This window comes from Pseudomonas sp. R9.37 (genome assembly GCF_963878885.1).
Lineage (GTDB): Bacteria > Pseudomonadota > Gammaproteobacteria > Pseudomonadales > Pseudomonadaceae > Aquipseudomonas.
This window is the reverse complement of record NZ_CAWNZA010000004.1, coordinates 121,905-148,021: the sequence shown is the minus strand read 5'-3', so window position 1 is coordinate 148,021 and position 26,117 is coordinate 121,905. Positions and strand designations below refer to the sequence as shown.

Annotated in this window: 18 protein-coding genes and 1 pseudogene; 6 read left to right on the top strand and 13 right to left on the bottom strand. The window is 62.5% G+C overall.

Annotation, left to right across the window (positions count from 1 at the left end; genetic code table 11):
• Nucleotides 1-3: 3 nt before the first annotated feature.
• The 6 genes from AACU78_RS03720 (at nt 4) to tagF (ending at nt 10,369) form a co-directional block, all read left to right on the top strand.
• The gene (locus tag AACU78_RS03720) at nt 4-1,965 is read left to right on the top strand and encodes a type VI secretion system Vgr family protein (RefSeq protein WP_106579882.1); all 1,962 of its coding nucleotides are present in this window, start codon (nt 4-6) and stop codon (nt 1,963-1,965) included.
• Nucleotides 1,966-1,983: 18 nt separating this feature from the next.
• Nucleotides 1,984-3,408 carry a type VI secretion system-associated FHA domain protein TagH gene (gene tagH / locus AACU78_RS03715; protein WP_106579881.1) on the top strand — a complete coding sequence of 475 codons (1,425 nt, stop codon included), beginning with the start codon at nt 1,984-1,986 and terminating at the stop codon, nt 3,406-3,408.
• Between the two features lie 92 nt (nt 3,409-3,500).
• Nucleotides 3,501-4,832: a type VI secretion system baseplate subunit TssK gene (tssK, locus tag AACU78_RS03710; protein WP_106579880.1), complete on the top strand. Its 1,332-nt coding sequence runs from the start codon at nt 3,501-3,503 to the stop codon at nt 4,830-4,832.
• A 15-nt stretch (nt 4,833-4,847) separates the two neighbouring features.
• On the top strand, nt 4,848-6,134 hold the full coding sequence (gene icmH, locus AACU78_RS03705; protein WP_106579879.1) for a type IVB secretion system protein IcmH/DotU: 1,287 nt from the start codon (nt 4,848-4,850) through the stop codon (nt 6,132-6,134).
• Between the two features lie 2 nt (nt 6,135-6,136).
• Nucleotides 6,137-9,700: a type VI secretion system membrane subunit TssM gene (tssM, locus tag AACU78_RS03700; RefSeq protein WP_106579878.1), complete on the top strand. Its 3,564-nt coding sequence runs from the start codon at nt 6,137-6,139 to the stop codon at nt 9,698-9,700.
• Nucleotides 9,701-9,709: 9 nt separating this feature from the next.
• The gene (gene tagF / locus AACU78_RS03695) at nt 9,710-10,369 is read left to right on the top strand and encodes a type VI secretion system-associated protein TagF (RefSeq protein ID WP_106579877.1); all 660 of its coding nucleotides are present in this window, start codon (nt 9,710-9,712) and stop codon (nt 10,367-10,369) included.
• A 40-nt stretch (nt 10,370-10,409) separates the two neighbouring features.
• Here the strand turns inward: tagF and AACU78_RS03690 are convergent.
• The 13 genes and pseudogenes from AACU78_RS03690 to AACU78_RS03630 form a co-directional block, all read right to left on the bottom strand.
• A pseudogene (locus tag AACU78_RS03690) lies at nt 10,410-10,527 on the bottom strand (transcriptional regulator); the annotation flags it as partial.
• 1,062 nt (nt 10,528-11,589) lie between these two features.
• Nucleotides 11,590-13,053 (bottom strand): NADH-quinone oxidoreductase subunit NuoN, encoded by a 1,464-nt coding sequence (gene nuoN, locus AACU78_RS03685; protein WP_106579876.1) that lies wholly within the window; start codon nt 13,051-13,053, stop codon nt 11,590-11,592.
• A 7-nt stretch (nt 13,054-13,060) separates the two neighbouring features.
• Nucleotides 13,061-14,593 (bottom strand): NADH-quinone oxidoreductase subunit M, encoded by a 1,533-nt coding sequence (gene nuoM, locus AACU78_RS03680; protein WP_106579875.1) that lies wholly within the window; start codon nt 14,591-14,593, stop codon nt 13,061-13,063.
• Between the two features lie 49 nt (nt 14,594-14,642).
• Complete coding sequence (gene nuoL, locus AACU78_RS03675; protein WP_106579874.1) at nt 14,643-16,496, bottom strand: NADH-quinone oxidoreductase subunit L; 1,854 nt, start codon at nt 16,494-16,496, stop codon at nt 14,643-14,645.
• Nucleotides 16,493-16,801: an NADH-quinone oxidoreductase subunit NuoK gene (gene nuoK / locus AACU78_RS03670; RefSeq protein WP_003219560.1), complete on the bottom strand. Its 309-nt coding sequence runs from the start codon at nt 16,799-16,801 to the stop codon at nt 16,493-16,495. Before nuoK ends, nuoL begins: the two co-directional genes overlap by 4 nt.
• A gap of 2 nt (nt 16,802-16,803) precedes the next feature.
• Nucleotides 16,804-17,307 carry an NADH-quinone oxidoreductase subunit J gene (nuoJ, locus tag AACU78_RS03665; RefSeq protein ID WP_017137519.1) on the bottom strand — a complete coding sequence of 168 codons (504 nt, stop codon included), beginning with the start codon at nt 17,305-17,307 and terminating at the stop codon, nt 16,804-16,806.
• 9 nt (nt 17,308-17,316) lie between these two features.
• Nucleotides 17,317-17,865: an NADH-quinone oxidoreductase subunit NuoI gene (gene nuoI, locus AACU78_RS03660; RefSeq protein ID WP_003174725.1), complete on the bottom strand. Its 549-nt coding sequence runs from the start codon at nt 17,863-17,865 to the stop codon at nt 17,317-17,319.
• Nucleotides 17,866-17,876: 11 nt separating this feature from the next.
• Nucleotides 17,877-18,884: an NADH-quinone oxidoreductase subunit NuoH gene (gene nuoH / locus AACU78_RS03655; RefSeq protein ID WP_053256843.1), complete on the bottom strand. Its 1,008-nt coding sequence runs from the start codon at nt 18,882-18,884 to the stop codon at nt 17,877-17,879.
• Nucleotides 18,881-21,595 carry an NADH-quinone oxidoreductase subunit NuoG gene (gene nuoG / locus AACU78_RS03650; protein WP_106579873.1) on the bottom strand — a complete coding sequence of 905 codons (2,715 nt, stop codon included), beginning with the start codon at nt 21,593-21,595 and terminating at the stop codon, nt 18,881-18,883. Before nuoG ends, nuoH begins: the two co-directional genes overlap by 4 nt.
• A 135-nt stretch (nt 21,596-21,730) precedes the next feature.
• On the bottom strand, nt 21,731-23,089 hold the full coding sequence (gene nuoF, locus AACU78_RS03645; RefSeq protein ID WP_106579872.1) for an NADH-quinone oxidoreductase subunit NuoF: 1,359 nt from the start codon (nt 23,087-23,089) through the stop codon (nt 21,731-21,733).
• Complete coding sequence (gene nuoE / locus AACU78_RS03640) at nt 23,086-23,583, bottom strand: NADH-quinone oxidoreductase subunit NuoE (RefSeq protein ID WP_056861694.1); 498 nt, start codon at nt 23,581-23,583, stop codon at nt 23,086-23,088. Before nuoE ends, nuoF begins: the two co-directional genes overlap by 4 nt.
• 2 nt (nt 23,584-23,585) lie before the next feature.
• Nucleotides 23,586-25,370: an NADH-quinone oxidoreductase subunit C/D gene (gene nuoC / locus AACU78_RS03635; RefSeq protein ID WP_106579871.1), complete on the bottom strand. Its 1,785-nt coding sequence runs from the start codon at nt 25,368-25,370 to the stop codon at nt 23,586-23,588.
• Nucleotides 25,371-25,442: 72 nt separating this feature from the next.
• Entirely contained in the window at nt 25,443-26,117 is a 675-nt protein-coding gene (locus AACU78_RS03630; protein ID WP_003174719.1) for a NuoB/complex I 20 kDa subunit family protein, read from the bottom strand.

The window sequence follows — 26,117 nt, the reverse complement described above, 5'->3', positions numbered from 1 at the left end:
CCTATGGCAACGACTCAGATTCATCGCGAGATCCAGGTCACCAGCACCCTCGGCGCCGATGTGCTGCTGTTTCGGCGCATGCAGGCGACGGAGGGGTTGTCCCGGCTCAGTGAGTACCACCTGGAGCTGTACAGCGAGCGCGCCGACCTGAATATCGACGACCTGCTGGCCACCCAGATGAGCGTGGCGGTGGACTTGCCCAAGGGCGGCAGCCGTTACTTCAGTGGGCATGTCAGCCACTTTTCGTTCAGCACGCGCCAGGGCCGCTACTCCACCTACAAGGCGGTGCTGCGGCCATGGCTGTGGTTCCTGACGCTGGCCAGCGACTGCCGGATCTTCCAGGAATTGAGCGTGCCGGACATCCTCAAGCAGGTGTTCGCGCCCTACAGCATCGCCGATGTCGACACCTCGGGCCTGAGTGGCAGCTACAAGGCGCTGACTTACTGCGTGCAATACCGCGAGAGCGATTTCAACTTTGTCAGCCGCCTGATGGAGCAGGAGGGCATCTACTACTACTTCAAGAGTGCTGCCGGGCGCCACACGCTGGTGCTGGCCGACGCCTACGGCGCGCACTCGCCGGCGCCGGGTTATGCCCAGGTGCGGTTCATGCCCGCCGAAGACCACGCCATGCGCGAAAGCGAAGTGATCTACGACTGGCGCATGGGCGGCGATGTGGAGCCGGGCGGCTATACCTTGCAGGATTTCGACTTCGAAAAGCCCAGCGCCAACCTGTTGGCCAAATCGACCCTGGCCGGCAGTTACCCGCAGGCGCGCCATGAGCGATACGACTACCCGGGCAAATACACCGAGCGCAAAAACGGCGAAACCTACGCGCGCACCCTGATTGAGTCGCTTCACACCGGCACCCAGCGCGTCACGGGCGCCACCCGTGCGCGCGGGCTGTTTCCCGGCGCGCTGATGACCTTGACCGAGCACCCGCGCAGCGAGCAGAACGCACAGTTCCTGCTGCTGGAGGCGCGTTACGCGTTGTCGTCCGACACCTACGAACCGACGCCGCCGGCCGACCCTGCGCCGGTGTTGAGCTGCGAGTTCGTCGCGCTGTCGCGCCAGCAGCAGTTCCGTGCGCCCTGTGTAACGCGCAAGCCGCTGATGCACGGCCCGCAGACTGCCCTGGTGGTGGGCAAGCAGGGCGAGGAAATCTGGACCGATAAATACGGGCGCATCAAGGTGCAGTTCCACTGGGACCGCGAGGGCAAGCGCGATGAAAACAGCTCGTGCTGGATTCGCGTGGCCCAGGGCTGGGCCGGCAAGCGCTGGGGCAGCCTGTATACGCCGCGCATCGGCCAGGAAGTGGTGGTGAGTTTTCTTGAGGGTGATCCCGACCAGCCACTGGTGACCGGCAGTGTCTACAACGCCGACACCATGCCGCCGTATGCGCTGCCGGAAAACGCCACGCGCTCCACCCTCAAGAGCAACTCGTCCAAGGGCGGCGGTGGTTACAACGAGCTGCGCTTTGAAGACAAAAAGGGCGCGGAGCAGGTGTTCCTGCACGCGCAGAAAAACCTCGACCAGCGCGTGCTCAAGGATTCTCTGGACTGGGTCGGTGGTGACCGCCATTCCAGGGTCGATCAGGACCTGCGCGAGAAAGTCGGCGGCGACCGGCACTCGGCGGTCGGTGGCCATCGCAATGAGAAGGCCAGCGGCGATGTGTCGATGGCCGCCGGCGCCAACATGATCATCAACGGCGGCCTGAAGACCGGCGTCACTGCGGGCCTGGACATGTACATCAAGGGCGGTGCCAACGTGGTGATCGAAGCCGGCGCCACCATCACGCTGAAAGTCGGCTCGACCTTCCTCACCCTGACCCCGGCGATGATCCTCGCCTCGATCATCCCCTTGCCGCTGCCCGAAGCCGCGTCGGCGGCGACCGCCCTGGCCCTGACCGCGGCCACCGGACCTGCCGGCGTGCCGCTGCCGCCCAAGGAGGCCGACGATGGCAAATAACCCTTTGTGGAGCCCGTTATGAACCTGATCCTGCTGGTTAAAAGCTACCGTGACCAACCGATGCCCGGCGAGGTGATCTGCCGCTTTACCGAGGTCGGTGGTTCTATCGGGCGTGGGCCGGACAATGACCTGACCCTGGACGATCCGGGCAAATACATCTCGCGCGTACACGCGCGCGTCGAGCAGCGTGGTGAGCAGTTTTACCTGACCGACACCGGCAGCAACCCCAGCCTGGTCAATGAGCGGCCGCTGGGCAATGGCCGGGAGCGGTTGCTGGAGGCGGGTGATCGTCTGGTGATTGGCGATTACAGCCTGGAAGTGCGCCTGGGGCAACCCGCGGCGCCGGTGCTCGAAGACGATGCTTTGGCGACGCGCATCCTGCCGCCGCTGTTTGTGCCGCCACCGGCCCCGGTCGCTGCGCCGTTGCCACCGTTGGAGGTGCCGCCACCGCTGTTGCGCGACCCGCAGGTGGTGGTGCCGGTGGTGCTGCACGACGACCTGGCAGGCGCGCGGATTCTGGAAGGCCATTCGTTATTCGATGGGGCGATGCCGCTGTCGGACCCGCTGGGTTTGAATCCCTCGCTGACCCCGGTTTTTCGCGGCACCGAAAGCGACCATGTGGCGCCTCAGATGCAGGCGTTCAACAAGCCGCTGTGGCAGGCCGAGCCGCCAGTGATCCCGGATGATTACGACCCGCTCTTTGGCCTGTCCACCGAACCCACGGTCGCTCGCGATTCAAATGTGGCAGCCGGCTTGCCCGCGATAGAGGTGAACGATAACGAGGTGATCCAGGAAAAACTCAGCGCCCCTGAGACCTTCGCGAGCAAGCCCACTCCCACAGTGACCGCGCCCACCCGTGACAGCGCGGTGCTGCAGGCGCTGCTGACGGGCCTGGGTTTGCCCGACCTGCACACCGCCCGTGCGCCCACCGAACTTGCCCAACTGGTCGGCGAAATGCTGCGCGCCGCCACCGGCGGCACCATGGATGTGCTCATGGCCCGCGCGCTGACCAAGCGTGAAAGTCATATCGACATGACCATGATCGGCGCCTATTCCAACAACCCGCTGAAGTTCTTTCCCGACGCCGACAGCGCCCTGACCCAGATGCTTAACGGTGATTCGCCGGCCTATATGCGCCCGGTCAAGGCACTCAATGCGTCTTTCGACGACCTCAAGGCCCATGAGCTGGCGGTGATCGCCGGCATGCGTGCAGCCCTTGGCGCCGTGGTGCAGCGCTTTGACCCGGCGCGGGTCGAGCAGCGCCGCACCACCCACGGCGCGCTCGACAAATGGATGCCGGCGCGGCGCAAGGCGCGTTTGTGGGATCGCCTGGTGGAGCGCTACGAAGACCTGGCGCGGGATGCTGACGAGGATTTGCAGCGGCTGTTTGGGGAGCTGTTTTCCAAGGCTTATGAGGAACAGGTGGCGCGGATGAGGCAGTAGGGGGCTGCTGCGCAGCCCAACGCGGGGCAAGCCCGCTCGCCACAGCAAGCCCGCTCGCCGCAAGACCCCTGGTTAAGTTGAGAGAAGAATTTATGTCCTGGAATAACAAAGTAGTCTGGTCCGAAGGCATGTTGCTGCAGCCTCAGCACCTGCAGCAACATGACCGTTTTTTGCAGGCCCAGTTGGAAGCCCGCGTGGCCAGCTTGCGTGCTTACGGCTGGGGCTTTTCCAACGTGCAAATCGACCCGCAACAGTTGGCCATGGGCAAGCTGTCGCTGCTCGCCTACAGCGGCATATTGCCCGACGGCACGCCGGTGGGCCTGCCGTTTGACGATGCCATGCCGCTGCCGCTGGAGATCCCCGACGACGCCCGTGACCTCAAGGTTGTGCTGGCTTTGCCGAGCCTGCGCCCCGGTGTGGCGGAGGTTGACGACAACCCAAGCTTTGAAAATTTCGCGCGCCACCGCAGCAGTGAATACGAAGCCTGGGACAGCAATGGCCTGGACAGCAGCGCGCTGATGAGCATCGGCAAACTGCGCTTGCGCCTGGCGTTTGAAGGCGATGTGGCCGATGCCTACACGGTGCTCGGCATTGCCCATGTGGTGGAAAAACGCGCGGATAAAAGCGTGGTGCTCGACCGCGAGTACTGTCCACCGTGCCTGGACATTCGCGCCGCCGAGCGCTTGCGTGCGTTTGTCGATGAGCTGCTCGGTCTGCTGCAGCAACGAGTTGAGGCGCTGGCCTCGCGCCTGACCCGGCCGGATGGCAGCGGCGCGGCGGAAATCGCCGATTTCCTGCTGTTGCAGGTGCTCAACCGCAGCCTGCCGCTGGTGCGGCATTTGTCGGCCATGACCGGTTTGCACCCTGAGCAGCTGTACCGCGATCTCGCGGCCCTGGCCGGTGAGTTGGCGACCTTTACCCGTGACGATAAACGCGCGGCCGCGTACCCGGTGTACCGCCACGGCGCGCTGGCGGAAACCTTCGCCCCGGTGATGCTCGACCTGCGCCGCGCATTGTCGGCGGTGATGGATGTACGCGCCATCGCGATCCCGTTGGAGGAGCGCCAATACGGCATTCGCGTGGCCGTGCTGCCGGACCAGGAGTTGCTGCGCTCGGCCACGTTTATTCTGGCGGTGCAGGCGCAGATGTCCGCTGAAAGCGTGCGCAACGGCTTTCCGCCGCAGGTCAAGATCGGCTCGGTAGAGAAGATCCGCGACCTGGTCAACCTGCAATTGCCCGGTATTGGTTTGCGCCCCTTGCCGGTGGCGCCACGGCAGTTGCCGTTTCATGCCGGCTTTACCTATTTCGAACTCGATCGCAGCAGTGAATATTGGCAATTGCTGAGCCAGTCGGCCGGCTTTGCCATGCACATCGCCGGGGTTTTTCCGGGGCTGGACCTGCAGTTCTGGGCCATCCGCAACTAAGGCAAGGTGACTGACGTGAACGACACTTTTGAAGGCGGCCAAGACCCGGACCGCACCTTGCTGATTCCCACGCCAGGCGGGCGTCGGGCCACGCCGCCGGTGCTGCCGACGGCCGATGTGCCGCGTGCCGCGCTGGTGGTTCATGGACAGGGGCTCAATCCGCTGGTGCGCGCAGCCAACCCGTTGCTCGACCTGGTGGTGCCGCTGCGCACGATGACGGCAATGCCGGACATGGAGAGCTTGCGCCAGCGCTTGATCCAGGCGGTGCAGGCCTTTGAAGCCCAGGCGCGCGCCAGCCAGGTCGATGTGGAAACCGTGGCCGCCGCGCGCTACGCGCTGTGCACGCTGGTGGACGAAACTATCGCCAGCACCCCCTGGGGCGCGGGTGTGTGGGGCAGCCGCAGCCTGCTGGTGACTTTTCATAACGAGGCGTGGGGCGGCGAGAAGTTCTTCATAATCCTGCAGCGCCTGAGCCAGGACCTGCGCACCCACATCGACGTGCTGGAGTTGATGTATCTGTGCCTGGCGTTGGGCCTGGAAGGGCGTTATCGGGTGCTGGATCGCGGCCTGGATCAATTGGGTCTGCTGCGCGAGCGCCTGCTGCAGTTGATCAACCAGCAGCGCGGCAATCAGGAGCAGGAACTGTCGCCACGCTGGCGCGGCGCACAAGCACCGCAAGCGTCGATGCTGCGTCGGGTGCCGGTGTGGGTCATGGCGTCGGTGGCGGCGGTGCTGTTGCTGAGTGTGCAGCTCACGTATAGCTGGTTGCTCAACCGTGCCTCCGACCCGGTGTTTGCGCAACTGGGATCGATTCGTGTGGCCTCGCCGCTCAAGGTGGCGGTGCCGGCGACACCGGCCCCGGTGCGCCTGGCCGGTTTTCTCGCACCCGAAGTGGCCCAGGGCCTGGTGGCGGTCAAGGACAGCGCCGACCGCTCAGTGATCACCTTGCGTGGCGACGGCGTGTTTGCTTCGGGCAGCGCCGAGGTGTCGAGCAACTTCGACGGCTTGCTGGCGCGCATCGGCGATGCCCTGGCCACCGTGCCGGGGGCTGTGGTGGTGGTCGGGCATACCGACAACGTACGGCCATCGGCGACGTCGCGGCTGGGCTCCAACTTCGACTTGTCCCAGGCCCGCGCCAAGACCGTGGCCCGTTTGCTCGCCCAGCGCGCCGGGCCGGCCGAGCGTTACCGCAGCGAAGGCCGGGGCGAAACCGAGCCGCTGGTCCCCAACGATTCAGCGGCGAATCGCGCGCGCAACCGTCGCGTCGATATCACTGTGTTGATCCCTTCCCAGGCGCAATAGCCATGAACTTCTCTACGCTTTTTTCGTTGTTATGGTCCCCGATGGAGCGCTTCATCCTGTGGCTGCTCAAGCCGTGGTTGCTGTCGCTGATCGGCGTGGCGTTGCTGTCGTTGCTGGTGTGGTATGAAGGCCCGTTGCTGGCGTTCAACGGCAGCGAACCGCTGGAGCCGGAGTCACGGCGTTGGGCCTTGATCGCGCTGTTTGTGCTGATATGGGCCGGCTATTTTGCCTGGCGCCTGTGGCGGGCGTGGCGCGCCAACCGTGGCTTGATGGCGGGTGTGGCCGAGGCGCCGGTGGTGGCGCCCGGTGTGCGTGAAACCCAGGCCGAAGTGGCCGAACTGGGCGAGCGCATGCGTTCGGCCATGGCGGTGCTGCGCAAGGCCAACCCCGGCTGGAAGATGAGCGGGCAGTACCTGTATCAGCTGCCGTGGTACATGTTCGTCGGCGCCCCGGGCAGTGGCAAAACCACTGCGCTGACCCATTCCGGCCTGCAGTTCCCGCTGCGTGAGGCGATGGGCTCCGGCGCCATCGGCGGCGTTGGCGGCACGCGCCATTGCGATTGGTGGTTCACCGATGAGGCGGTGCTGCTGGATACCGCCGGGCGCTACACCACTCAGGACAGCTACAGCGAAGTCGACAAGGCGGCGTGGGGCGGCTTTCTTGACCTGCTGAAAAAATACCGCCGCCAGCGCCCGGTCAACGGTGTGATCGTGGCCTTGAGTGTCAGCGATTTGCTGCAACAGACCGACGCCCAGCGCCAGGCCCAGGCCGTGGCGATCCGCACGCGCATCACCGAGCTGTATGAGCGTTTGGGCCTGCGGTTCCCGGTGTATGTGATCATCACCAAGTGCGACTTGCTGGCCGGGTTTTCGGAGTTTTTCGAGACCTTTGGCCGCGATGAGCGTGCGCAGGTGTGGGGTGTGACATTCGCGCTGCCACAACCGGCGCAGCCGGACAGCGGCTTGGCGTCTTTCCCAAGCGAGTTCGATGCACTGGAGCGCCAGTTGCAACGGCGTGTGCTGGAACGCTTGCAGCAAGAGCGCGACCTGTCGCGCCGCGCCTTGCTCTACAGTTTCCCGCAGCAGTTCGCCAGCCTTGGCGATGGCCTGACACGCTTTCTCAACACCGTGTTTGAAGCCAACCGTTATCAGGAGCCCGCGCTGTTGCGCGGCGTGTATTTCACCAGCGGCACCCAGGAAGGCAGCCCGATTGACCGGGTGCTGACCTCGCTGGCTGCCTCGTTCGGCCTGGGCCGCAAGGCCCTGGCGCCGAATGTCGCCAGTGGGCGCAGTTACTTCATTACCCGTTTGTTGCGCGAGGTGATCTTCAAGGAAGCCGGACTGGCCGGGGTCAATCATCAAGAGCAACGCCGGCGTCAACTGCTCGCAAGGGCTGGGCGGATGGCCGCAGCAGCCGTGTTCGTGCTGCTGCTGGCGGCGATGACCATCAGTTACAACCGCAACCTGCAACTGATCGCCGACGCGTCGAGTGCCGCCGCCCAGGTCGCGCAGTTGGCCAAGGCGCTGCCCACTGAAGGCGATGTGCTGGTGACGTTGCCCTTGCTCAATGCCGCACGCGCATTGCCCAGCGGCTATAGCGATGGCGATAACAGCGTGCCGTTGCTCAGCCGCATGGGCCTGTATCAGGGCAACAAACTCGGCGCTGGTGCGGTGACCCTGTATCGCCGCCTGCTGCGCAGCACGCTTATGCCGCACATCGTCGCCAATATGGAAAACGCCCTGCGCCGTGGCGACGCGAGCAATCAGGAGTTTTTGTACGAAACCCTGCGCGCCTACTTGATGCTTGGCGAGCGGCAATACTTCGACGCCGCGTCGGTGCAGGCGTGGGTCGATGTGGATTGGCGCCGTGAGCTGCCCCAGGCGACACCGGCGCAACTGCAGCAGTTGTCGGACCATGTGTCGGCGTTGTTGGAGGCCGACGATGAGGCCGAGCCGGTGCCACTGGACAGCGCGTTGATCGCCAAAGTGCGCCTGGCGCTGGCCAGCATGCCGTTGTCTCAGCGCATCTATAACCGGGTCAAGCGCCTTGTCGAACAGCAGCATTTGCCGGAGTTGAGCGTCAACAGTGCGGTGGGGCGGGACGTGTCGTCGCTGTTTACGCGTGCCAGTGGCGAGCCGCTGTCCCGTGGGGTCAGTGGCGTGTACCGCCTCGCCGGATACCGTGAGCTGACCGACAAAACGCCACAGGCCGTGACTGACATGGCCAAGGACAGCTGGGTGCTGGACCGCCAGGAGTCGGCGCAGATCGCCGGTGGCAACCCGGCGATGCAGGCAGCGGTGCTGGAGCTGTATTACGCCGACTACATTCGCCAGTGGGATACGTTTCTTGCCGATGTGCACCTGTCGCCGTTGACCAGCCTGGGCCAGGCCTCGCTGGTGACCACGGTGCTGGCTGCCAGTGATTCACCGTTGCGGGCCTTGCTGCAGGCCGTGTCCAGGGAGACCACCCTGGACGGTGCCCTGACCTCGGCAACCAGCCAAGACACCGACCAACGCGTGCGTGACAAAATCGCCGCCGCCACCCAGAGGTTGCAATCGGCCTTGGGCGGCGACAGCCCCGCGGCGCCCGTGGATGCCCAGGCCAACCCGGTGGACCAGCATTTCGCAGCGTTGCATCGCCTGGTGGGCACGGGCACCGGGCCGCAACCGCTGGATGAGGTACTGGCCTCCTTGAAGGACGCCGGGCAGTTTTTCGACAGTGCTGACGCGGCCCGTCGCAGCGCCGCGCCGGCACCGTCCAACGAAGTGCTGGCGCGCCTGAAGCGCTCCGGCGATACCCAGCCAGCGCCGCTGTCGGCGCTGCTGCGGGATGTGGAATCGGGCGGTACGGCGTTGACGCTGGGCAATGAAAAGGCGCGGCTGAATGCGCTGTGGGAGGCCTCCGGCGCACCGTTCTGCCGGGCTGCGATTGACGGACGTTACCCGCTGGTGCGCAGTTCTGGTCGCGATGCCACTGCCGATGACTTCGGCAAGTTCTTCGGTCCGGGCGGCTTGATGGACGACTTTTTCAGCAAGAACCTTGCGGCCTATGTCGACATGAGCGGCAACCCATGGCGCTGGCGCTCCAGCGGTGTGACGCCGCTGAATATCTCCCAGGATGTGCTTAACCAGTTCCAGCGTGGCGCCAAACTGCGGGATATGTTTTTCGTGGCCGGCGCACGTCAGCCATCGATGCGCTTTGACCTGAAAACCCTGAGTGCCGACCCTGGGCTGACCAAGGTCAATCTGGACATCGATGGACAGCCGGTGGTGTACGACGCGGGCAGTGTGGCCGACTTCACCAGCCTGTCGTTACCCAGCGGCAAATCCGGCGGCCTGGTGCGTCTGGACGCCACCCCCGCGTTGGTCAGCCCCTTGCGCAGCGATGGCCCTTGGGGTTGGCTGCGGATGATGGACAAGGCCGTGGTCAGCGCCCAGGGCGAGCAGCTGCAACTGACGTTCACTGTGGAGGGCCATCGGGTGGTGTACCTGTTGCGCGCCAGCAGTGTGATCAACCCGTTCCGCCGTGATGGCCTGGAGTCTTTCCATTGCCCCGGCAGCTTTTAGGGATCAGCCATGAATGGATTTTTCGGCAAGGTCGTCAGCCATGGGGATTTTGTCAGTCGCCGGTTGCCTGCCGTGTTCTTGAACCGTTGGGATGCGTGGTTGCAGGGCGGTTTGCAATGCAGTCGGGAGCGCCTGGGGGCACAGTGGCTGGAGGCCTATCTGTGCAGCCCGATCTGGCGCTTTGCGCTGGCGGCGGGCGTGTGCGGTGAGCAAGGCTGGGCGGGCGTGATGATCCCGAGCGTGGACAGGGTGGGGCGTTATTTTCCGTTGACCCTCGCCTGCGCCGGGGACGATGCGCCGTTGTTGATGCGTCTTGAGCAGGATGCGCGGTGGTATGGCCGGTTGGAGCGGCTGGCGTTGTCGGCATTGAGCGAGACGTTTTCCCTCGAAGTGTTCGATGAGGCCATGGTGGCGATGCCGTCACCCGGGCGCTGGGCGCCAGCGCGTCATGCCAGCACGGTTGTTGCTGCTCCACGCTGGCTGGACCTGTCCGACCCGCAGCGTATCGGCGATGGCATGCCGCAACTGAGTGCGTGGATTGACCCGTTGGCCCTCGCGGGCCACTCGCTGTTCTGGACTGAGGGCTCACCGCGCGTGGCGCCGTCGGTGTGGGTGGGCGAGGGGTTGCCGGGCAGCGAGACCTTTGCCGAGATGCTCGGCGGCCGCTAGACACCTGCCAATAGCCCCGAACCTGTCGGGGCTTGATTTATCAGCTTAGCGCAGCGGGCTGCGCCACTGTTTCCGGAAACAATGCCACCAGCCGAATCAAGGCAGTGGCCTGGGCATTCGGCCTGGCTCGGGCCTTGCTCCCAGTTCACTAGGGGGCGCAAGAGCACAGCGGCCTAGTAGCCGACTTGGGGAGATAGAAGTAACAGCAGGGCAAAAGCCCATCTACCTGATGTACTGAAATCCAAATGTGGGAGCTGGCTTGCCTGCGATGCAGGCAACTCGGTACATCAGGTATACCGAGTTGATGCCATCGCAGGCAAGCCAGCTCCCACCTTTGATTGAGTTCAGCTTCCAGCATCAGTTCGGCTGCCAGGCCGCCTTGGCTGTGCTTTTGATCTAACCACTCCAACTGGGTACAGCCGCCAGACGGCTGTGCTCTGTTTTCTGTGGGAGCTGGCTTGCCTGCGATGCAGGCCACTCGGTACATCAGGTACACCGAGTTGATGCCATCGCAGGCAAGCCAGCTCCCACCTTTGATTGAGTTCAGCCTCCAGAATCAGGTCGGCTGCCAGGCCACCTTGGCTGTGCTTTTGATCTAACCACTCCAACTGGTTTCAGCCGCCAGACGGCTGTGCTCTGTTTTTCTGTGGGAGCTGGCTTGCCTGCGATGCAGGCAACTCGGTACATCAGGTACACCGAGTTGATGCCATCGCAGGCAAGCCAGCTCCCACCTTTGATTGAGTTCAGCTCTCGGGATCAGGCCGGCTGTCAGGCCGCCTCGCCTTCGCTTTTGATCTAACCACTCAGGTCGGCTACCAGGCCGCCGTGCTCTGCTTTTGATCTTGATCTGCTTTTGACTTTGATCTTAGGCGCCCCGTTAAACCACGCTGGCCGAACGCAGGCTTGAATCCGTGGGTAACCCGGCAGGACGCCGGGTTAGCCGTGTTGGGCCATGGATGGCCCGTCACGGCGGCCCACGGATTCAAGCCGGAGTGAGGGCACACCGAAGCGTGAGCGAGGTGCCGAGTGGTGGGGCAAGAGCCCTTTGGTTACTTTGGGGCTTTTCCAAAGTGACCCGCCGTAAGGGCGGAACCCATACCAGCCCTAACCCAAATAAAGGACATGTACCAAGAACTCCAGACACCTCGCCCAACACATTCCCCCAAAACGCAAAACGGCGCCCGAAGGCGCCGTTCTGTTTACTGCATAGACCTAAGCGATCAAACGCCCAGTACCGCGTGCTGCACCAGGGTGAGCAACGGTTGTGGGTACACACCCAGGAAGAAGGCGAGCAGGGCGATCGCCAGCAGCATCACGCCACCGGCTTTCTGTTCCCAGTGCAGCTCGGCGTCCACACGGCGCAGGTTTGGCTCGATCAAGTACAGGGTGACCATCACGCGCAGGTAGTAGAACACGCCGATGGCGCTGCCCAGTACCAGGGACGCAACCAACCACCATTCGTGAGCTTCAACACCCGTAGCAACGATGTAGAACTTACCGATAAAGCCTGCGGTCAGCGGGATACCGGCCAGCGACAGCATCATCACCGTGAGCACGGCGGTCAGGTACGGACGGCGCCAGAACAGGCCGCGGTATTCGTACAGGGCGTCGGCGTCACGGCCTTTGAACGGCGAGGACATCAGCGTGATCACGCCGAACGCGCCTAGGCTGGTGATCACGTAAGTGACCAGGTACACGCCCATGGCTTCCACGGCCAGGCCTTTGCTCGCCACCAGGGCGATCAGCAGGTAGCCGAAGTGGGCGATGGACGAATAACCGAGCAGACGCTTGAGGTTGTTCTGCGTCAATGCCAGCAGGTTACCGAACAGGATCGACGCAATGGCGATCACGGTCAGCACGTTGCTCAGCACGCCGGTGTTGGCAGCAGGCGAGATCTGGAACAGACGCACCATCACCGCAAACACCGCAACCTTGGAGGCCGTGGCCAGGAACGCAGCCACCGGCGCCGGGGCGCCTTCGTACACGTCCGGGGTCCACAGGTGGAAAGGCACCAAGGACAGCTTGAACGCCAGGCCGATCAGCATCATTGCCAGACCCAGTTGGGCAATCGGCGCAGGCATGCTGGTGGTGGCCAGGGCGTGACCGATACCGGTGAAGCTCAGGCTGCCGGCTTCTGCATAAAGCAGGGCCATACCGAACAACAGGAACGCGGAACCGGCGGCCGACAGCACCATGTACTTGATGCCGGCTTCCAGGGAGCGTTTGTTGAAGAAGGCGTAGGCCACCAGGCCGTAAGTCGGGATCGACAGCAGTTCCAGGCCGATGAACAAGCCGGCCAGGTGCTGAGCGCTGACCAGCACGATGCCACCGGCCGCAGCCAGCAGAATCAGCAGGTACAGCTCTTCCTTGTTGCCCGGGTAGCCCGTGCCGCCTTCGCCGAGGTAGGCGTGGGCGAGGGTGACGCAGGCCAGGGTGGCGACCAGGATCAACGCGATGTACAGCAGCGCGAAGTCATCGATCATCATCAGCGGGGTGACCGCCAGTGGCGCGACCTTGAGGGCCGGGATGATCGACAGCAGGGCCAGGTTCAAACCGGCACAGGACAGCAGAAACGTTTGCGAGTGATTGCGGCGCCAGGCGATCGCCAGCATCACCACCACAATGGTGAGGCTGGTGATCAGCAGCGGCGCAAGCGCGATAAAGTGTTGGATCGTGAATTCCATAGCGCTCTTACCGTGCCGAAGCGAGTTGAGTGAAGGCGGTGCCGAACCACTGCTGCACGCCATGCATCGTCGCGGCAGAAGTGTCCAGGAACGGTTGCGGGTACACGCCGATGTAGATCAGCAGCACCGCAAGGCCGAGCACCATGATCAGTTCGCGAGCATCCATCCCGTGCAGGACGGTGTCGGACTTGGCCGGACCGAAGTACGCACGGTGGATCATGATCAGCGAGTAGACCGAACCGAATACCAGGCCGGAGGTAGCGATGGCGCTGATCCACGGCGTGTGCACGAACGAACCCATCAGGATCAGGAACTCTCCGATGAAGTTACCGGTGCCCGGCAAGCCCAGGGACGCGGCGGCAAAGAACAGGCTGATCGCCGGCAGGTAGGCGATGCGCGACCACACGCCCCCCATTTCACGCATGTCACGGGTGTGCAGGCGCTCGTACAGCTGACCACTCAGGATAAACAGGGCAGCGGCCGAAACACCGTGGGCCAACATCTGGATCACAGCGCCTTGCAGCGCCAGTTGGCTGCCGGAGTAGATGCCGATCAGTACGAAACCCATGTGGGAAACGGACGAGAAGGCAATCAGACGCTTGATGTCGGTTTGCGCAAAGGCCAGGAACGCACCGTAGAAGATCCCGATCAGACCCAGGGTCATGGCGATCGGCGCAAACTCGGCCGAGGCATTCGGGAACAGCGGCAGGGCGAAACGCAGCAGGCCGTACGCAGCGGTTTTCAGCAGAATACCGGCCAGGTCCACGGAACCTGCGGTCGGCGCCTGGGCGTGAGCGTCAGGCAACCAGGAGTGGAACGGCACCACCGGCAGCTTCACCGCGAACGCGATGAAGAAGCCCAGCATCAGGATGTACTCGGTGGTCAGCGACATCTTGGTTTTCAACAGGTCGGCGTAGTTGAAGGTAATCACGCCGGTGTTGTTGAAGTTGACCAGTACCAGACCCAGGATCGCCACCAACATGATCAGGCCGGAAGCCTGGGTGAAGATGAAGAACTTGGTCGCCGCGTAGATCCGGGTTTTCTTGCCGTCCGAAGAACTGTGACCCCAGAGCGCGATGAGGAAGTACATCGGCACCAGCATCATTTCCCAGAAGAAGAAGAACATGAACAGGTCCAGCGCCAGGAACACGCCGACAACGCCGCCCAGAATCCACATCAGGTTCAGGTGGAAGAAGCCCACGTGACGCTGAATCTCTTTCCAGGAGCAGAGTACCGAGAGGATACCCAGCAGGCCGGTCAGCAGGATCATCAACAGCGACAGGCCGTCGAGGGCCAGGTGCACGTTGATGCCGAAGCGCTGGATCCACACGTGCTTGAATTCAAGCGCGAAGGTGGGATCGACGCCCGGTGCCGGAGCAAATGAATAGTCGCCATGCGCCCACAGCCAAAGGCCGAGTGCGAGTTCCAGGGACATGGTCAGCAACGCAATCCAGCGGGGGAGGGTGGCGCCGAAGCGTTCACCCATCCAGCAGAGCAGGCCGCCGATAAAGGGGATCAGGATTAGCCAGGGCAGAATCATGACGGGCTCGTTTCCTTTCGCAAGTTCGCAAAGTACGCAATGTTCATAGTCAGACCGCTACCACAACGATGGCGCCGATCACCAGCACGGCACCGACGGCCATGGAAGCTGCATACCAACGCAGCTGGCCAGTCTCGCTGCGGCTCAGGGCGGTGTGACCGGCCTTGGCAGCACGCGGGATCAAACCGATGGTCTGGTCGAGCGGGTCTTTGCGCAGAATGTGGCTGATAGCAAGGTATGGCTTGACGAACAGCTTGTCGTAGATCCAATCGAAGCCCCAGGCGGCGAACCACCAGGCCGACAGGAAACGGCCAATGCCGCTGTTGGCAACCGCCGTCACGAAGCGACGCTTGCCCAGGAACAGCAGTGCCGCCAGCAGGATACCGGCGATGGCGATGGCGCCCGAGGCGATTTCCAGGCTGTGCTTGGCAGCGCCGCCGGCATGGCCAGCGCTTTGCGGCAGTACGCCGGCCAGTGGTGGGGTGATCATGGCGCCGATGAAGGTCGACAGGATGATCAGCACCGACAGTGGCAACCAGTGGGAGATGCCGTGGCCTGCGTGTGCTTCGGTCTTGGCTTCACCGTGGAAGGTGATGAAGATCAGGCGGAAGGTGTACAGCGAGGTCATGAAGGCACCCACCAGGCCTGCGTACAGCAGGTTCTGGTTACCGCTGGCAAAGGCTTCCCAGAGGATTTCGTCTTTGGAGTAGAAACCTGCGGTCACCAACGGCAGGGCCGCCAGAGCGGCACCGCCGACGATGAAGCTGGCGTAGGCCAACGGCAGTTTCTTCCACAGGCCACCCATCTTGAAGATGTTCTGCTCGTGGTGGCAGGCAACGATTACCGCACCGGAGGCAAGGAACAGCAGCGCCTTGAAGAAGGCGTGGGTCATCAGGTGGAAGATCGCCGCGTCCCAGGCGCCGACGCCCAGGGCCAGGAACATGTAGCCGATCTGGCTCATGGTCGAGTAGGCGAGGATACGCTTGATGTCGGTCTGCACCAGCGCGGCAAAGCCGGCCAGTACCAGCGTCACGCCGCCGACCAGGCCCACCAGGTGCAGGATTTCCGGCGCCAGGGTGAACAGGCCATGGGTACGCGCGATCAGGTAGACACCGGCGGTTACCATGGTTGCCGCGTGAATCAGTGCGGAAACGGGAGTAGGGCCAGCCATCGCATCCGCCAGCCAGGTTTGCAGTGGCAGTTGCGCAGATTTACCGACCGCGCCGCCCAGCAGCATCAGGGTCGCCAGGGTGATCCAGAAGTCACCGACCTGGAATTTCTGCGGCGCCAGCACCAGCAGTTCCTGGATGTTCAACGTGCCCACTTGTTGGAACAGGATGAACAGGCCGATGGCCATGAACACGTCGCCGATGCGGGTAACGATGAACGCCTTGAGTGCCGCGTTACCGTTGTTGCGGTTGCTGTAGTAGAAACCGATCAACAGGTACGAGCACAGGCCCACGCCTTCCCAGCCGAAGTACAGGAACAACAGGTTATCGCCCAGCACCAGAAACAGCATGCTGGCGATAAACAGGTTGGTGTACGAGAAGAAGCGCGAGTAGCCCGCTTCACCGCGCATGTACCAGGACGCGAACAGGTGGATGAGGAAGCCCACACCGACCACCACGCCGAGCATGGTGATCGACAGGCCGTCGACGTAGAGGGCGAAGTTGGGCTTGAAGCCGTCCACCGACATCCACTGCCACAGCACCAGGGTGTAGTGGCCGCCTTCGGGCGGTGCCACGTTGAATTGCCAGATGACGTAGGCAGCGACAATCGCCGACAGGCCAATGGAACCCACACCGATCAGGGCAGACAGGTTTTCCGACCAGCGTCCACGGGAGAACGACAGCAGCAGGAAACCGATCAGGGGAAATACGAAAGTCAGAAAGATCATGTTCATCCGCGCATCTCACTGGCAGCGTCGATATCAAGCGTGTGGAAGCGACGATACAGTTGCAGCAGGATCGCCAGGCCAATACTGGCCTCGGCGGCTGCCAGGCTGATCACCAGAATGAACATCACTTGTCCATCCGGCTGGCCCCAACGGCTACCTGCCACGATGAAGGCCAGTGCCGCAGCGTTCATCATGATTTCCAGGCTCATCAACACGAACAAAATGTTACGGCGAACCATCAGGCCGACCAGGCCAAGGCAGAACAGGATGCCGGCGACCGCCAGACCATGCTCCAAGGGGATAGCAGGCATCGTCATTGCTCCTTGGCTTCGTTGCGGCCCAAGTGGAAGGCGGTGATGGCTGCAGCGAGCAGCAGCATCGAAGCCAGTTCGACCACCAGCAGGTACGGGCCGAACAGGCTGACGCCCACGGCTTTGGCATCTACGGTGGTGTGGCCGATGGCCTGGCCGCTCTGGTGAGCGAACAAGACATACAGCAGTTCACCCAGCAGCAACGCTGCGAGGATTACCGGGCCGAGCCAGATGCCGGGCTTGAGCCAGACGCGTTCCTGGGCGACCGAAGCCGGCCCCAGGTTGAGCATCATCACCACAAACACGAACAGCACCATGATGGCGCCGGCGTAGGCGATCACTTCCAGGACACCGGCAAACGGTGCGCCGAGGCTGAAGAAGGTCATGGCCACGGCGATCAGCGAAATGATCAGGTAGAGCAGGGCGTGCACGGGGTTGGTGTTGGTGATCACGCGAAGCGTGGACACCACTGCAATACCCGACGCGAAATAGAAAGCGAATTCCATCTTTCTTCCTTAAGGCAGCAAGCTCTTCACGTTGATCGGCTCGGCTTCGTTTTGTGCGGCGCCCTTCGGCTTACCGGCAACGGCCATACCTGCAACACGATAGAAGTTGTAATCAGGGTTTTTACCGGGACCAGAGATCAGCAGATCTTCTTTCTCGTACACCAGGTCCTGACGTTTGAACTCGGCCATCTCGAAATCCGGTGTCAGCTGGATCGCGGTGGTCGGGCAAGCTTCCTCGCAGAGGCCGCAGAAAATGCAGCGCGAGAAGTTGATGCGGAAGAAGTCCGGGTACCAGCGACCGTCTTCGGTTTCAGCTTTCTGCAGGGAGATGCAACCTACCGGGCACGCCACGGCGCACAGGTTGCAGGCTACGCAACGTTCTTCGCCATCGGGGTCGCGGGTCAGCACGATACGGCCGCGATAGCGCGGCGGCAGGTACACCGCTTCTTCCGGGTATTGCAAGGTGTCGCGTTTGCGAAAGCCGTGACCGAAAACCATCACCAGGCTTCGCAACTGGGTACCGGTACCCTTAACGATGTCGCCAATATATTTGAACATGGGTCAAATCCTCACTGAACCGCGCCGGCTGGCGTGTTCAACAACACAACAGCAGCCGTCACCAGCAAATTGATCAGGGTCAGCGGCAGGCAGAATCTCCAGCTGAAATCCATCACCTGGTCATAGCGTGGGCGCGGAATAGAAGCGCGCAGCAGGATGAACAGCATGATGAAGAACGCCGTCTTCAAGAAGAACCAGAAGAACGCCAGTTGCGGCAGGATGTTGAACGGGCCGTGCCAGCCGCCGAAGAACAGCGTGACCAGCAATGCCGAGATCAAGATGATGCCGATGTATTCACCGACGAAGAACATGCCCCACTTCATGCCGGCGTATTCAATGTGGTAACCGTCGGCCAGTTCCTGTTCCGCTTCCGGCTGGTCGAACGGGTGACGGTGAGTCACGGCGACGCCAGCGATGAAGAAGGTACAGAAGCCAAAGAACTGCGGAATGATGAACCACAGGTTCTGCGCCTGGTACTCGACGATGTCGCGCATGTTGAACGAGCCGACCTGCACCACGATGCCCATCAGCGCCAGGCCCATGAACACTTCGTAGGACACGGTCTGGGCCGAAGCCCGCAAGCTGCCCAGCAGGGCGAACTTGTTGTTGCTCGACCAACCGGCGAACAGCACCGCGTAGACCGACAGACCGGCCATGGCGAAGAAGAACAGCAAGCCGATGTTCAGGTCCGCCACGCCCCAGGTCGGGGTGATCGGGATAACGGCGAAGGCGATCAGCAAGGCGCTCATGGCCACGACCGGTGCCAGGGTGAAGATCACCTTGTCGGCAAACGGCGGGGTCCAGTCTTCCTTGAAGAACATTTTGAGCATGTCGGCAGCGATCTGGAACATGCCGAATGGGCCGACGCGGTTAGGACCGTAACGGTCCTGCCACCAGCCCAGCAGGCGACGTTCGACGAAGCTGAGCAGGGCGCCCGCAACGACCACGGCCAACAGGATCACGATGGCCTTGACGACCGAGATGATCACGTCGATCACTTCAGGGGTGAACCAGGTCATTGCGCTGCCTCCTGCAGACCGTCAACGGTTTTGCCAAAGATCGCAGGCGGAATACCGGCGAGGCCTTTTGGCAGTGCAACCAGACCCGCGCCCAATTCGTCATTGATGCGCAGCGGCAGACGCAGAGTCTTGCCGTCGACGTTCAGGCTGAGCAGGGCACCGTCGTTGACGCCCAGGCGGTCGGCTTCGGACTTGGCCACGGACACGTAAGCGGCCGGGATGCGCTCTTGAACCGGCGCGGCTTTGGAAGAGGTCTCTTCGCTGCCGAACAGGTGGAAGAACGGCACAACCTGCCAGGTGCCCTGGGCCGGGTTGAACGGGCGCGGTACGGCAGCGAACCAGTTCAGCGAATCACCGGTGATTTCGATCAGGCGTGTGCCCGGGTCGCCTGCGCGGATGTGACCACCGACTTCGTCCTGGAACTTGTTCCAGGCCTGTGGCGAGTTCCAGCCCGGCGACCAGGCAAACGGCACCTGCTGACGTGGCTCGACCGAACCCGAGTAACCTTCCATGGAGAAGGCGAACGCGGTGTCGGGGTCTTGCGGGGTACGCGGTTCGTGCACGCTGATGTCGGCGCGCATGGCGGTACGGCCGGAGTAACGCAGCGGTTCACGGGCCAGTTTCAAGCCCTTGATGCGGAACGAGGCAGACGGTGCAGCATCAACGATACGTGCCAGCTGCGGGGCGCTTGCGGCGGCCGCTGCGGTGACGTGGTCGAGCTGGGTCCAGTCGATCGGCTGGTTCAGCAGGGTCGCGCGCAGGGCATGCAGCCAGCGCCAGCCTTCGTGAACCAGGATGCTGGCGTCCATGTACTTCGGATCGAACACCTGGAAGAAGCGCTGGGCGCGGCCTTCCTGGCTGACCAGCGTACCGTCGCCTTCGGCGAAGGTGGCGGCTGGCAGTACCAGGTCGGCGCGATCGCTGGTAGCGGTCTTCTGGTGGTCGGCAACGATCAGCACTTTGGCCGCATCCAGCGCGGCGTCGACCTTGGCCGAATCCGTGCGGGTGTACAGGTCGTTTTCCAGTACCACGATGGCGTCGGCTTTGCCGTCGGTCACGGCTTGCAGGGCCGCGTCAAGGGATTCACCGCCGAGCATGGCCAGGCCGAGGCTGTTGGCTTCCGGCACGACCAGGCTGATGGAACCGTTTTTGTCGCGCAGCTTCAAGGCTTTGGCGATGTTGGCAGCCGCTTCGATCAGTGCTTTGGAACCCAGCGAGGTGCCGGCAATGATCAATGGACGCTTGGCGGCCAGCAGGGCGTCGGCGATACGCTGGGCCAGTTCACCGGCTTCGGTGTCCAGGCCTTCGACGGCAGGCGCGCTGGCGTCGAGGGCGTGAGCCACGGCGAAACCGATGCGGGCCAGGTCGTCCGGTGCGGCGTGGACGCATTCTTCGGCGATGTCGTCGAGCTTGGTTTCAGCCAGGCTAGCAATAAACAGTGGGTTCAGCGCGTGCTGACCGATGTTTTTCACCGCAGCGTCGAGCCAGGGCTGAACGCGCATGGCGTCGGCCATGTCTTCGGCCTTGCCTTTGACCGACTGACGCAGCGACAGCGCGATACGCGCGGCGGTCTGGGTCAGGTCTTCACCAAGCACGAAGATCGCGTCGTGGTCTTCGATGTCACGCATGTTCGGAACCGGCAGCGGGCTGTCGTTCAGCACTTGCAGGACCAGACGAATGCGCTCCAGCTCAGCGGCTTCGATACCCGAGTAGAAGTGTTCGGCGCCGACCAGCTCGCGCAACGCGTAGTTGCTTTCGAGGCTGGCGCGGGGCGAACCGATACCGACGATGTTGCGACCGCGCAGCAGCTCGGCGGCTTTATCCAGCGCGTCGTCCAGGCTCAGCTTGGCGCCACCGGCCAGCAGTGGCTGACGTGGGCGGTCTTCGCGGTTGACGTAGCCATAGCCGAAACGGCCACGGTCGCACAGGAAGTACTGGTTGACCGAACCGTTGAAGCGGTTTTCGATGCGACGCAGTTCGCCGTAACGCTCGCCCGGGGAGATGTTGCAACCGCTGGAGCAGCCATGGCAGATGCTCGGCGAGAACTGCATGTCCCACTTGCGGTTGTAGCGCTCGGAGTGAGTCTTGTCGGTGAACACACCGGTCGGGCAGACCTCGGTGAGGTTGCCGGAGAACTCGCTTTCGAGCACGCCGTCTTCAACGCGACCGAAGTACACGTTGTCGTGGGCGCCGAATACGCCCAGGTCGGTGCCGCCGGCGTAGTCTTTATAGAAGCGCACGCAACGGTAGCAGGCGATGCAGCGGTTCATTTCGTGGGAAATGAACGGGCCGAGGTCCTGGTTCTGGTGGGTACGCTTGGTGAAGCGATAACGGCGCTCGTTGTGGCCGGTCATCACCGTCATGTCTTGCAGGTGGCAGTGACCGCCTTCCTCACAGACCGGGCAGTCGTGGGGGTGGTTGGTCATCAGCCATTCGACAATGCTGGCGCGGAACGCCTTGGATTCTTCATCTTCGATGGAGATCCAGGTGTTGTCGGTGGCTGGCGTCATGCAGGACATGACGATACGACCACGGGTGTCGTTCTCGTCGGTGTACTGCTTGACCGCGCACTGGCGACAGGCACCAACGCTACCAAGGGCTGGGTGCCAGCAGAAATAAGGGATGTCGAGGCCTAGTGACAGACATGCCTGTAACAGGTTGTCTGCCCCATCGACTTCGAGCGCTTTGCCGTCTACGTGGATAGTGGCCATGGTTCAAAGTTCTTCGTTGGCCCGTTGTCAGCGGGCGTGGCTAATGGAATCTTGTTATTCATGTGCATCTACACAGCCTTAAAGGCGTCAGCACATGAGAAGGCGAAGCGCACGGGCCCCTCGCCTTTTTAAGCGTTACGCACCAACCATGGTCGGTGTGACCACCTGATTCAGATCGCCGGCGCGCGCGGGTGCGATGCCAGCCTCGAATTCAGAGCGGAAGTATTTGATTGCGCTGCCCAATGGTTCCACGGCGCCCGGTGCGTGAGCACAGAAGGTCTTGCCTGGGCCGAGGAAACCGACCAGACCCAGCAGGGTCTCGATGTCGCCTGGCTGGCCTTCGCCTTTCTCGATCGCCATCAAGAGCTTCACGCTCCAGGGCAAACCGTCACGGCACGGGGTGCAGAAACCGCAGGATTCGCGGGAGAAGAACTGCTCCATGTTGCGCAGCAGCGAGACCATGTTCACGGTGTTGTCCACCGCCATCGCCAAGCCGGTCCCCATACGGGTGCCGACCTTGCCGATGCCGCCGGCATACATTTGTGCGTCCAGGTGCTCGGGCAGCAGGAAACCGGTGCCGGCGCCGCCTGGCTGCCAGGCTTTCAAGGTGTAGCCGTCGCGCATGCCGCCGGCGTAGTCCTCGAACAGCTCGCGTGCGGTCACGCCGAATGGCAGCTCCCACAGGCCAGGGTTCTTGACCTTGCCGGAGAAGCCCATGAGCTTGGTGCCCATGTCTTCGCTGCCTTCGCGGGCCAACGATTTGTACCAGTCCACGCCGTCGGCGATGATCGCCGGCACGTTGCACAGGGTCTCGACGTTGTTTACGCAGGTCGGCTTGCCCCACACGCCTACGGCGGCAGGGAAGGGCGGCTTGGAGCGCGGGTTGGCGCGGCGGCCTTCGAGGGAGTTGATCAGTGCGGTTTCTTCACCGCAGATGTAACGCCCGGCGCCGGTGTGCACGAACAGTTCGAAGTCAAAACCGGAGCCCAAGATGTTCTTGCCCAGAAGGCCCGCTGCCTTGGCTTCTTCCACGGCACGGGTGAGGTGCTTGGCGGCGGTGGTGTATTCGCCACGCAGGAAGATGTAGCCACGGTAGGTTTTCAGCGCACGGGCGCTGATCAGCATGCCTTCGATCAGCAGATGGGGCAGTTGCTCCATCAGCATGCGGTCTTTCCAGGTGTTGGGCTCCATTTCATCCGCGTTGCACAGCAGGTAGCGGATGTTGATGGATTCGTCTTTGGGCATCAGGCCCCACTTCACGCCCGTGGGGAAGCCTGCACCGCCGCGACCTTTAAGGCCGGCGTCTTTCACGGTCTGGACGATGTCGTCCTGAGCCATGTCGGCGAAGGCTTTGCGCGCAGCCGCGTAACCGTTCTTGGCCTGGTATTCGTCGAGCCATACCGGCTCGCCGTCGTCACGCAGGCGCCAGGTCAGCGGGTGAGTCTCGGCCGAACGCTTGATCAGGTTGGCCGGGCCGAAAGATGTAAGGGTCATGGGTAGCCCTCAAGCAATTGGGTCACGCCAGCAGGCTGCACGTCACCGAATGTGTCGTCGTCGATCATCAACGCCGGCGCCTTGTCGCAGTTGCCCAGGCAGCACACCGGCAGCAGCGTGAAGCGCCCGTCCGCAGTGGTCTGGCCCAGGCCGATGCCCAGTTTGTTCTGGATCTCGCTGACCACGGACTCGTGGCCACCGATGTAGCAGACCATGCTGTCGCACACGCGAATGATGTGGCGGCCCACCGGCTGACGGAAGATCTGGCTGTAGAACGTGGCCACACCTTCAACGTCGCTGGCCGGGATGCCGAGGATCTCGCCGATCGCGTAGAGGGCGCCGTCGGGCACCCAGCCACGCTCCTTCTGGACGATCTTCAAGGCTTCGATCGACGCCGCGCGCGGGTCTTCGTAGTGATGCAGCTCGTGCTCGATGGCCGAGCGCTCGGTTTCACTCAAGGTGAAACGGTCTGTCTGGATAAGCGTGCTGTTCATGCTTAGCGGTCCACGTCGGCCATAACGAAATCGATACTACCCAGGTACGCAATCAAGTCCGCGACCATCTCGCCTTTGATCACCGAAGGGATCTGCTGCAAGTGCGCAAAGCTTGGGGTACGAATCCGGGTGCGGTAGCTCATGGTGCCGCCATCGCTCGTCAGGTAATAACTGTTGATACCCTTGGTCGCTTCAATCATCTGGAAGGATTCGTTGGCCGGCATGACCGGGCCCCACGAAACTTGCAGGAAGTGCGTGATCAGGGTTTCGATGTGCTGCAGCGTGCGTTCTTTCGGCGGCGGCGTGGTCAGCGGGTGATCCGCCTTGTACGGACCTGCCGGCATGTTGCGCATGCACTGCTCGATGATCTTCAGGCTCTGGCGCATTTCTTCGACGCGCACGATGCAGCGGTCGTAGGCATCGCCGTTGGCCGCCAGCGGCACTTCGAATTCGAAGTTCTCGTAGCCGGAGTACGGGCGTGCTTTACGCAGGTCGAAGTCGCAACCCGTCGAGCGCAGGCCAGCACCGGTGACGCCCCATTCCAGGGCTTCTTTGGTGTTGTATTGCGCCACGCCGATGGTGCGGCCTTTGAGGATGCTGTTGTCCAGCGCAGCCTTTTGGTACTCGTCCAGACGCTTGGGCATCCAGTCGATGAATTCCTTGACCAGGCGCTCCCAGCCGTTCGGCAGGTCGTGCGCCACACCGCCGATGCGGTACCAGGCCGGGTGCAGACGGAAACCGGTGATGGCTTCGATCACCTTGTAGGCGCGCTGACGGTCGGTGAAGGTGAAGAACACCGGGGTCATGGCGCCAACGTCCTGGATGTAGGTACCCAGGAACAGCAGGTGGCTGGTGATCCGGAAGAACTCGGCCATCATGATGCGGATGGTGTCGACGCGGTCCGGCACTTTGATGCCGGCCAGCTTCTCGACCGAGAGCACGTACGGCAGGTTGTTCATCACGCCGCCGAGGTAGTCGATACGGTCGGTGTACGGAATGAAGCTGTGCCAGGACTGGCGCTCGGCCATCTTCTCGGCACCACGGTGGTGGTAGCCGATGTCCGGCACGCAGTCGACGATTTCTTCGCCGTCCAGTTGCAGGATGATACGGAAGGCACCGTGCGCCGAAGGGTGGTTCGGGCCCAGGTTGAGGAACATGTAGTCCTCGTTGGTGCCGGAGCGCTTCATGCCCCAGTCTTCCGGACGGAAGCGTGCAGCCTCTTCTTCAAGCTGTTGCTTGGCGAGCGTCAGGCTGAACGGATCGAATTCGGTGGCGCGCGCAGGGTAGTCCTTGCGCAGCGGGTGACCTTCCCAGGTAGGCGGCATCATGATGCGCGTCAAGTGCGGGTGGCCCGGGAAGTCGATGCCGAACATGTCCCAGACTTCGCGCTCATACCAGCTGGCGTTCGGCCAGATGCCGGTGATGGTCGGAATGCTCAGGTCGCTTTCGGACAGCGCGACCTTGATCATCACGTCGCTGTTACGCTCCAGCGACATCAGGTGATAGAACACGGTGAAATCGGCGCCGCTCGGCAGCCCCTGGCGCTTGGTGCGCAGACGCTCGTCCACACCATGCAAGTCATAGAGCATGACGTATGGCTTGGGCAGGTTGCGCAGGAAGGTGAGGACTTCGACGAGCTTGGCGCGCGCCACCCACAGCACCGGCATACCGGTGCGTGTGGCCTGGGCGGTAAAGGCGTCAGGGCCAAAACGGTTATTGAGTTCGACGACCACATCCTGGTCGTCTGCCTTATAAGGCGGGATGCGTCGAGCACTGCCTGTAGTCATGGTTTTTTATCGCTTTCGGTCAACGTAAAGAATGAAGCCAGGGTTTCGTTCTATAAAAGAAGCGGTGCTGGATCAGACTTCGTCAGGGCTACGCAGGTTGGTGACTGCGATTCGCTGTTCGCGGCGCTGTTCCTTTTGCGAAGGCATCTCGGCGCGGTATACGCCTTGATCGCCGACGACCCAGGAAAGTGGGCGACGCTCCTTGCCAATCGATTCCTGCAACAGCATCAAACCTTGCAGAAATGCTTCAGGGCGGGGCGGGCAGCCAGGCACGTAGACGTCCACGGGCAGGAACTTGTCCACCCCTTGAACGACGGAGTAGATGTCGTACATGCCACCGGAGTTGGCGCACGAACCCATGGAGATAACCCACTTTGGTTCGAGCATTTGCTCGTAGAGACGCTGAATGATCGGCGCCATCTTGATAAAGCAGGTTCCGGCGATAACCATGAAATCCGCCTGGCGCGGTGATGCCCGGATAACTTCGGCGCCAAAGCGCGCGATGTCGTGGGGCGCCGTGAAGGCGGTGGTCATTTCCACGTAGCAGCACGAAAGGCCGAAGTTGTACGGCCACAGGGAGTTCTTACGTCCCCAGTTGACCGCGCCACTCAGCACGTCTTCGAGCTTGCCCATGTAGATGTTTTTGTGGACTTGGTCTTCTAACGGGTCGGAAACGGTTTCGCGTTCGCCGATTGGGTACTGCTCGTTAGGAGCATCCGGGTCGATCCTGGTGAGATTGTATTGCAT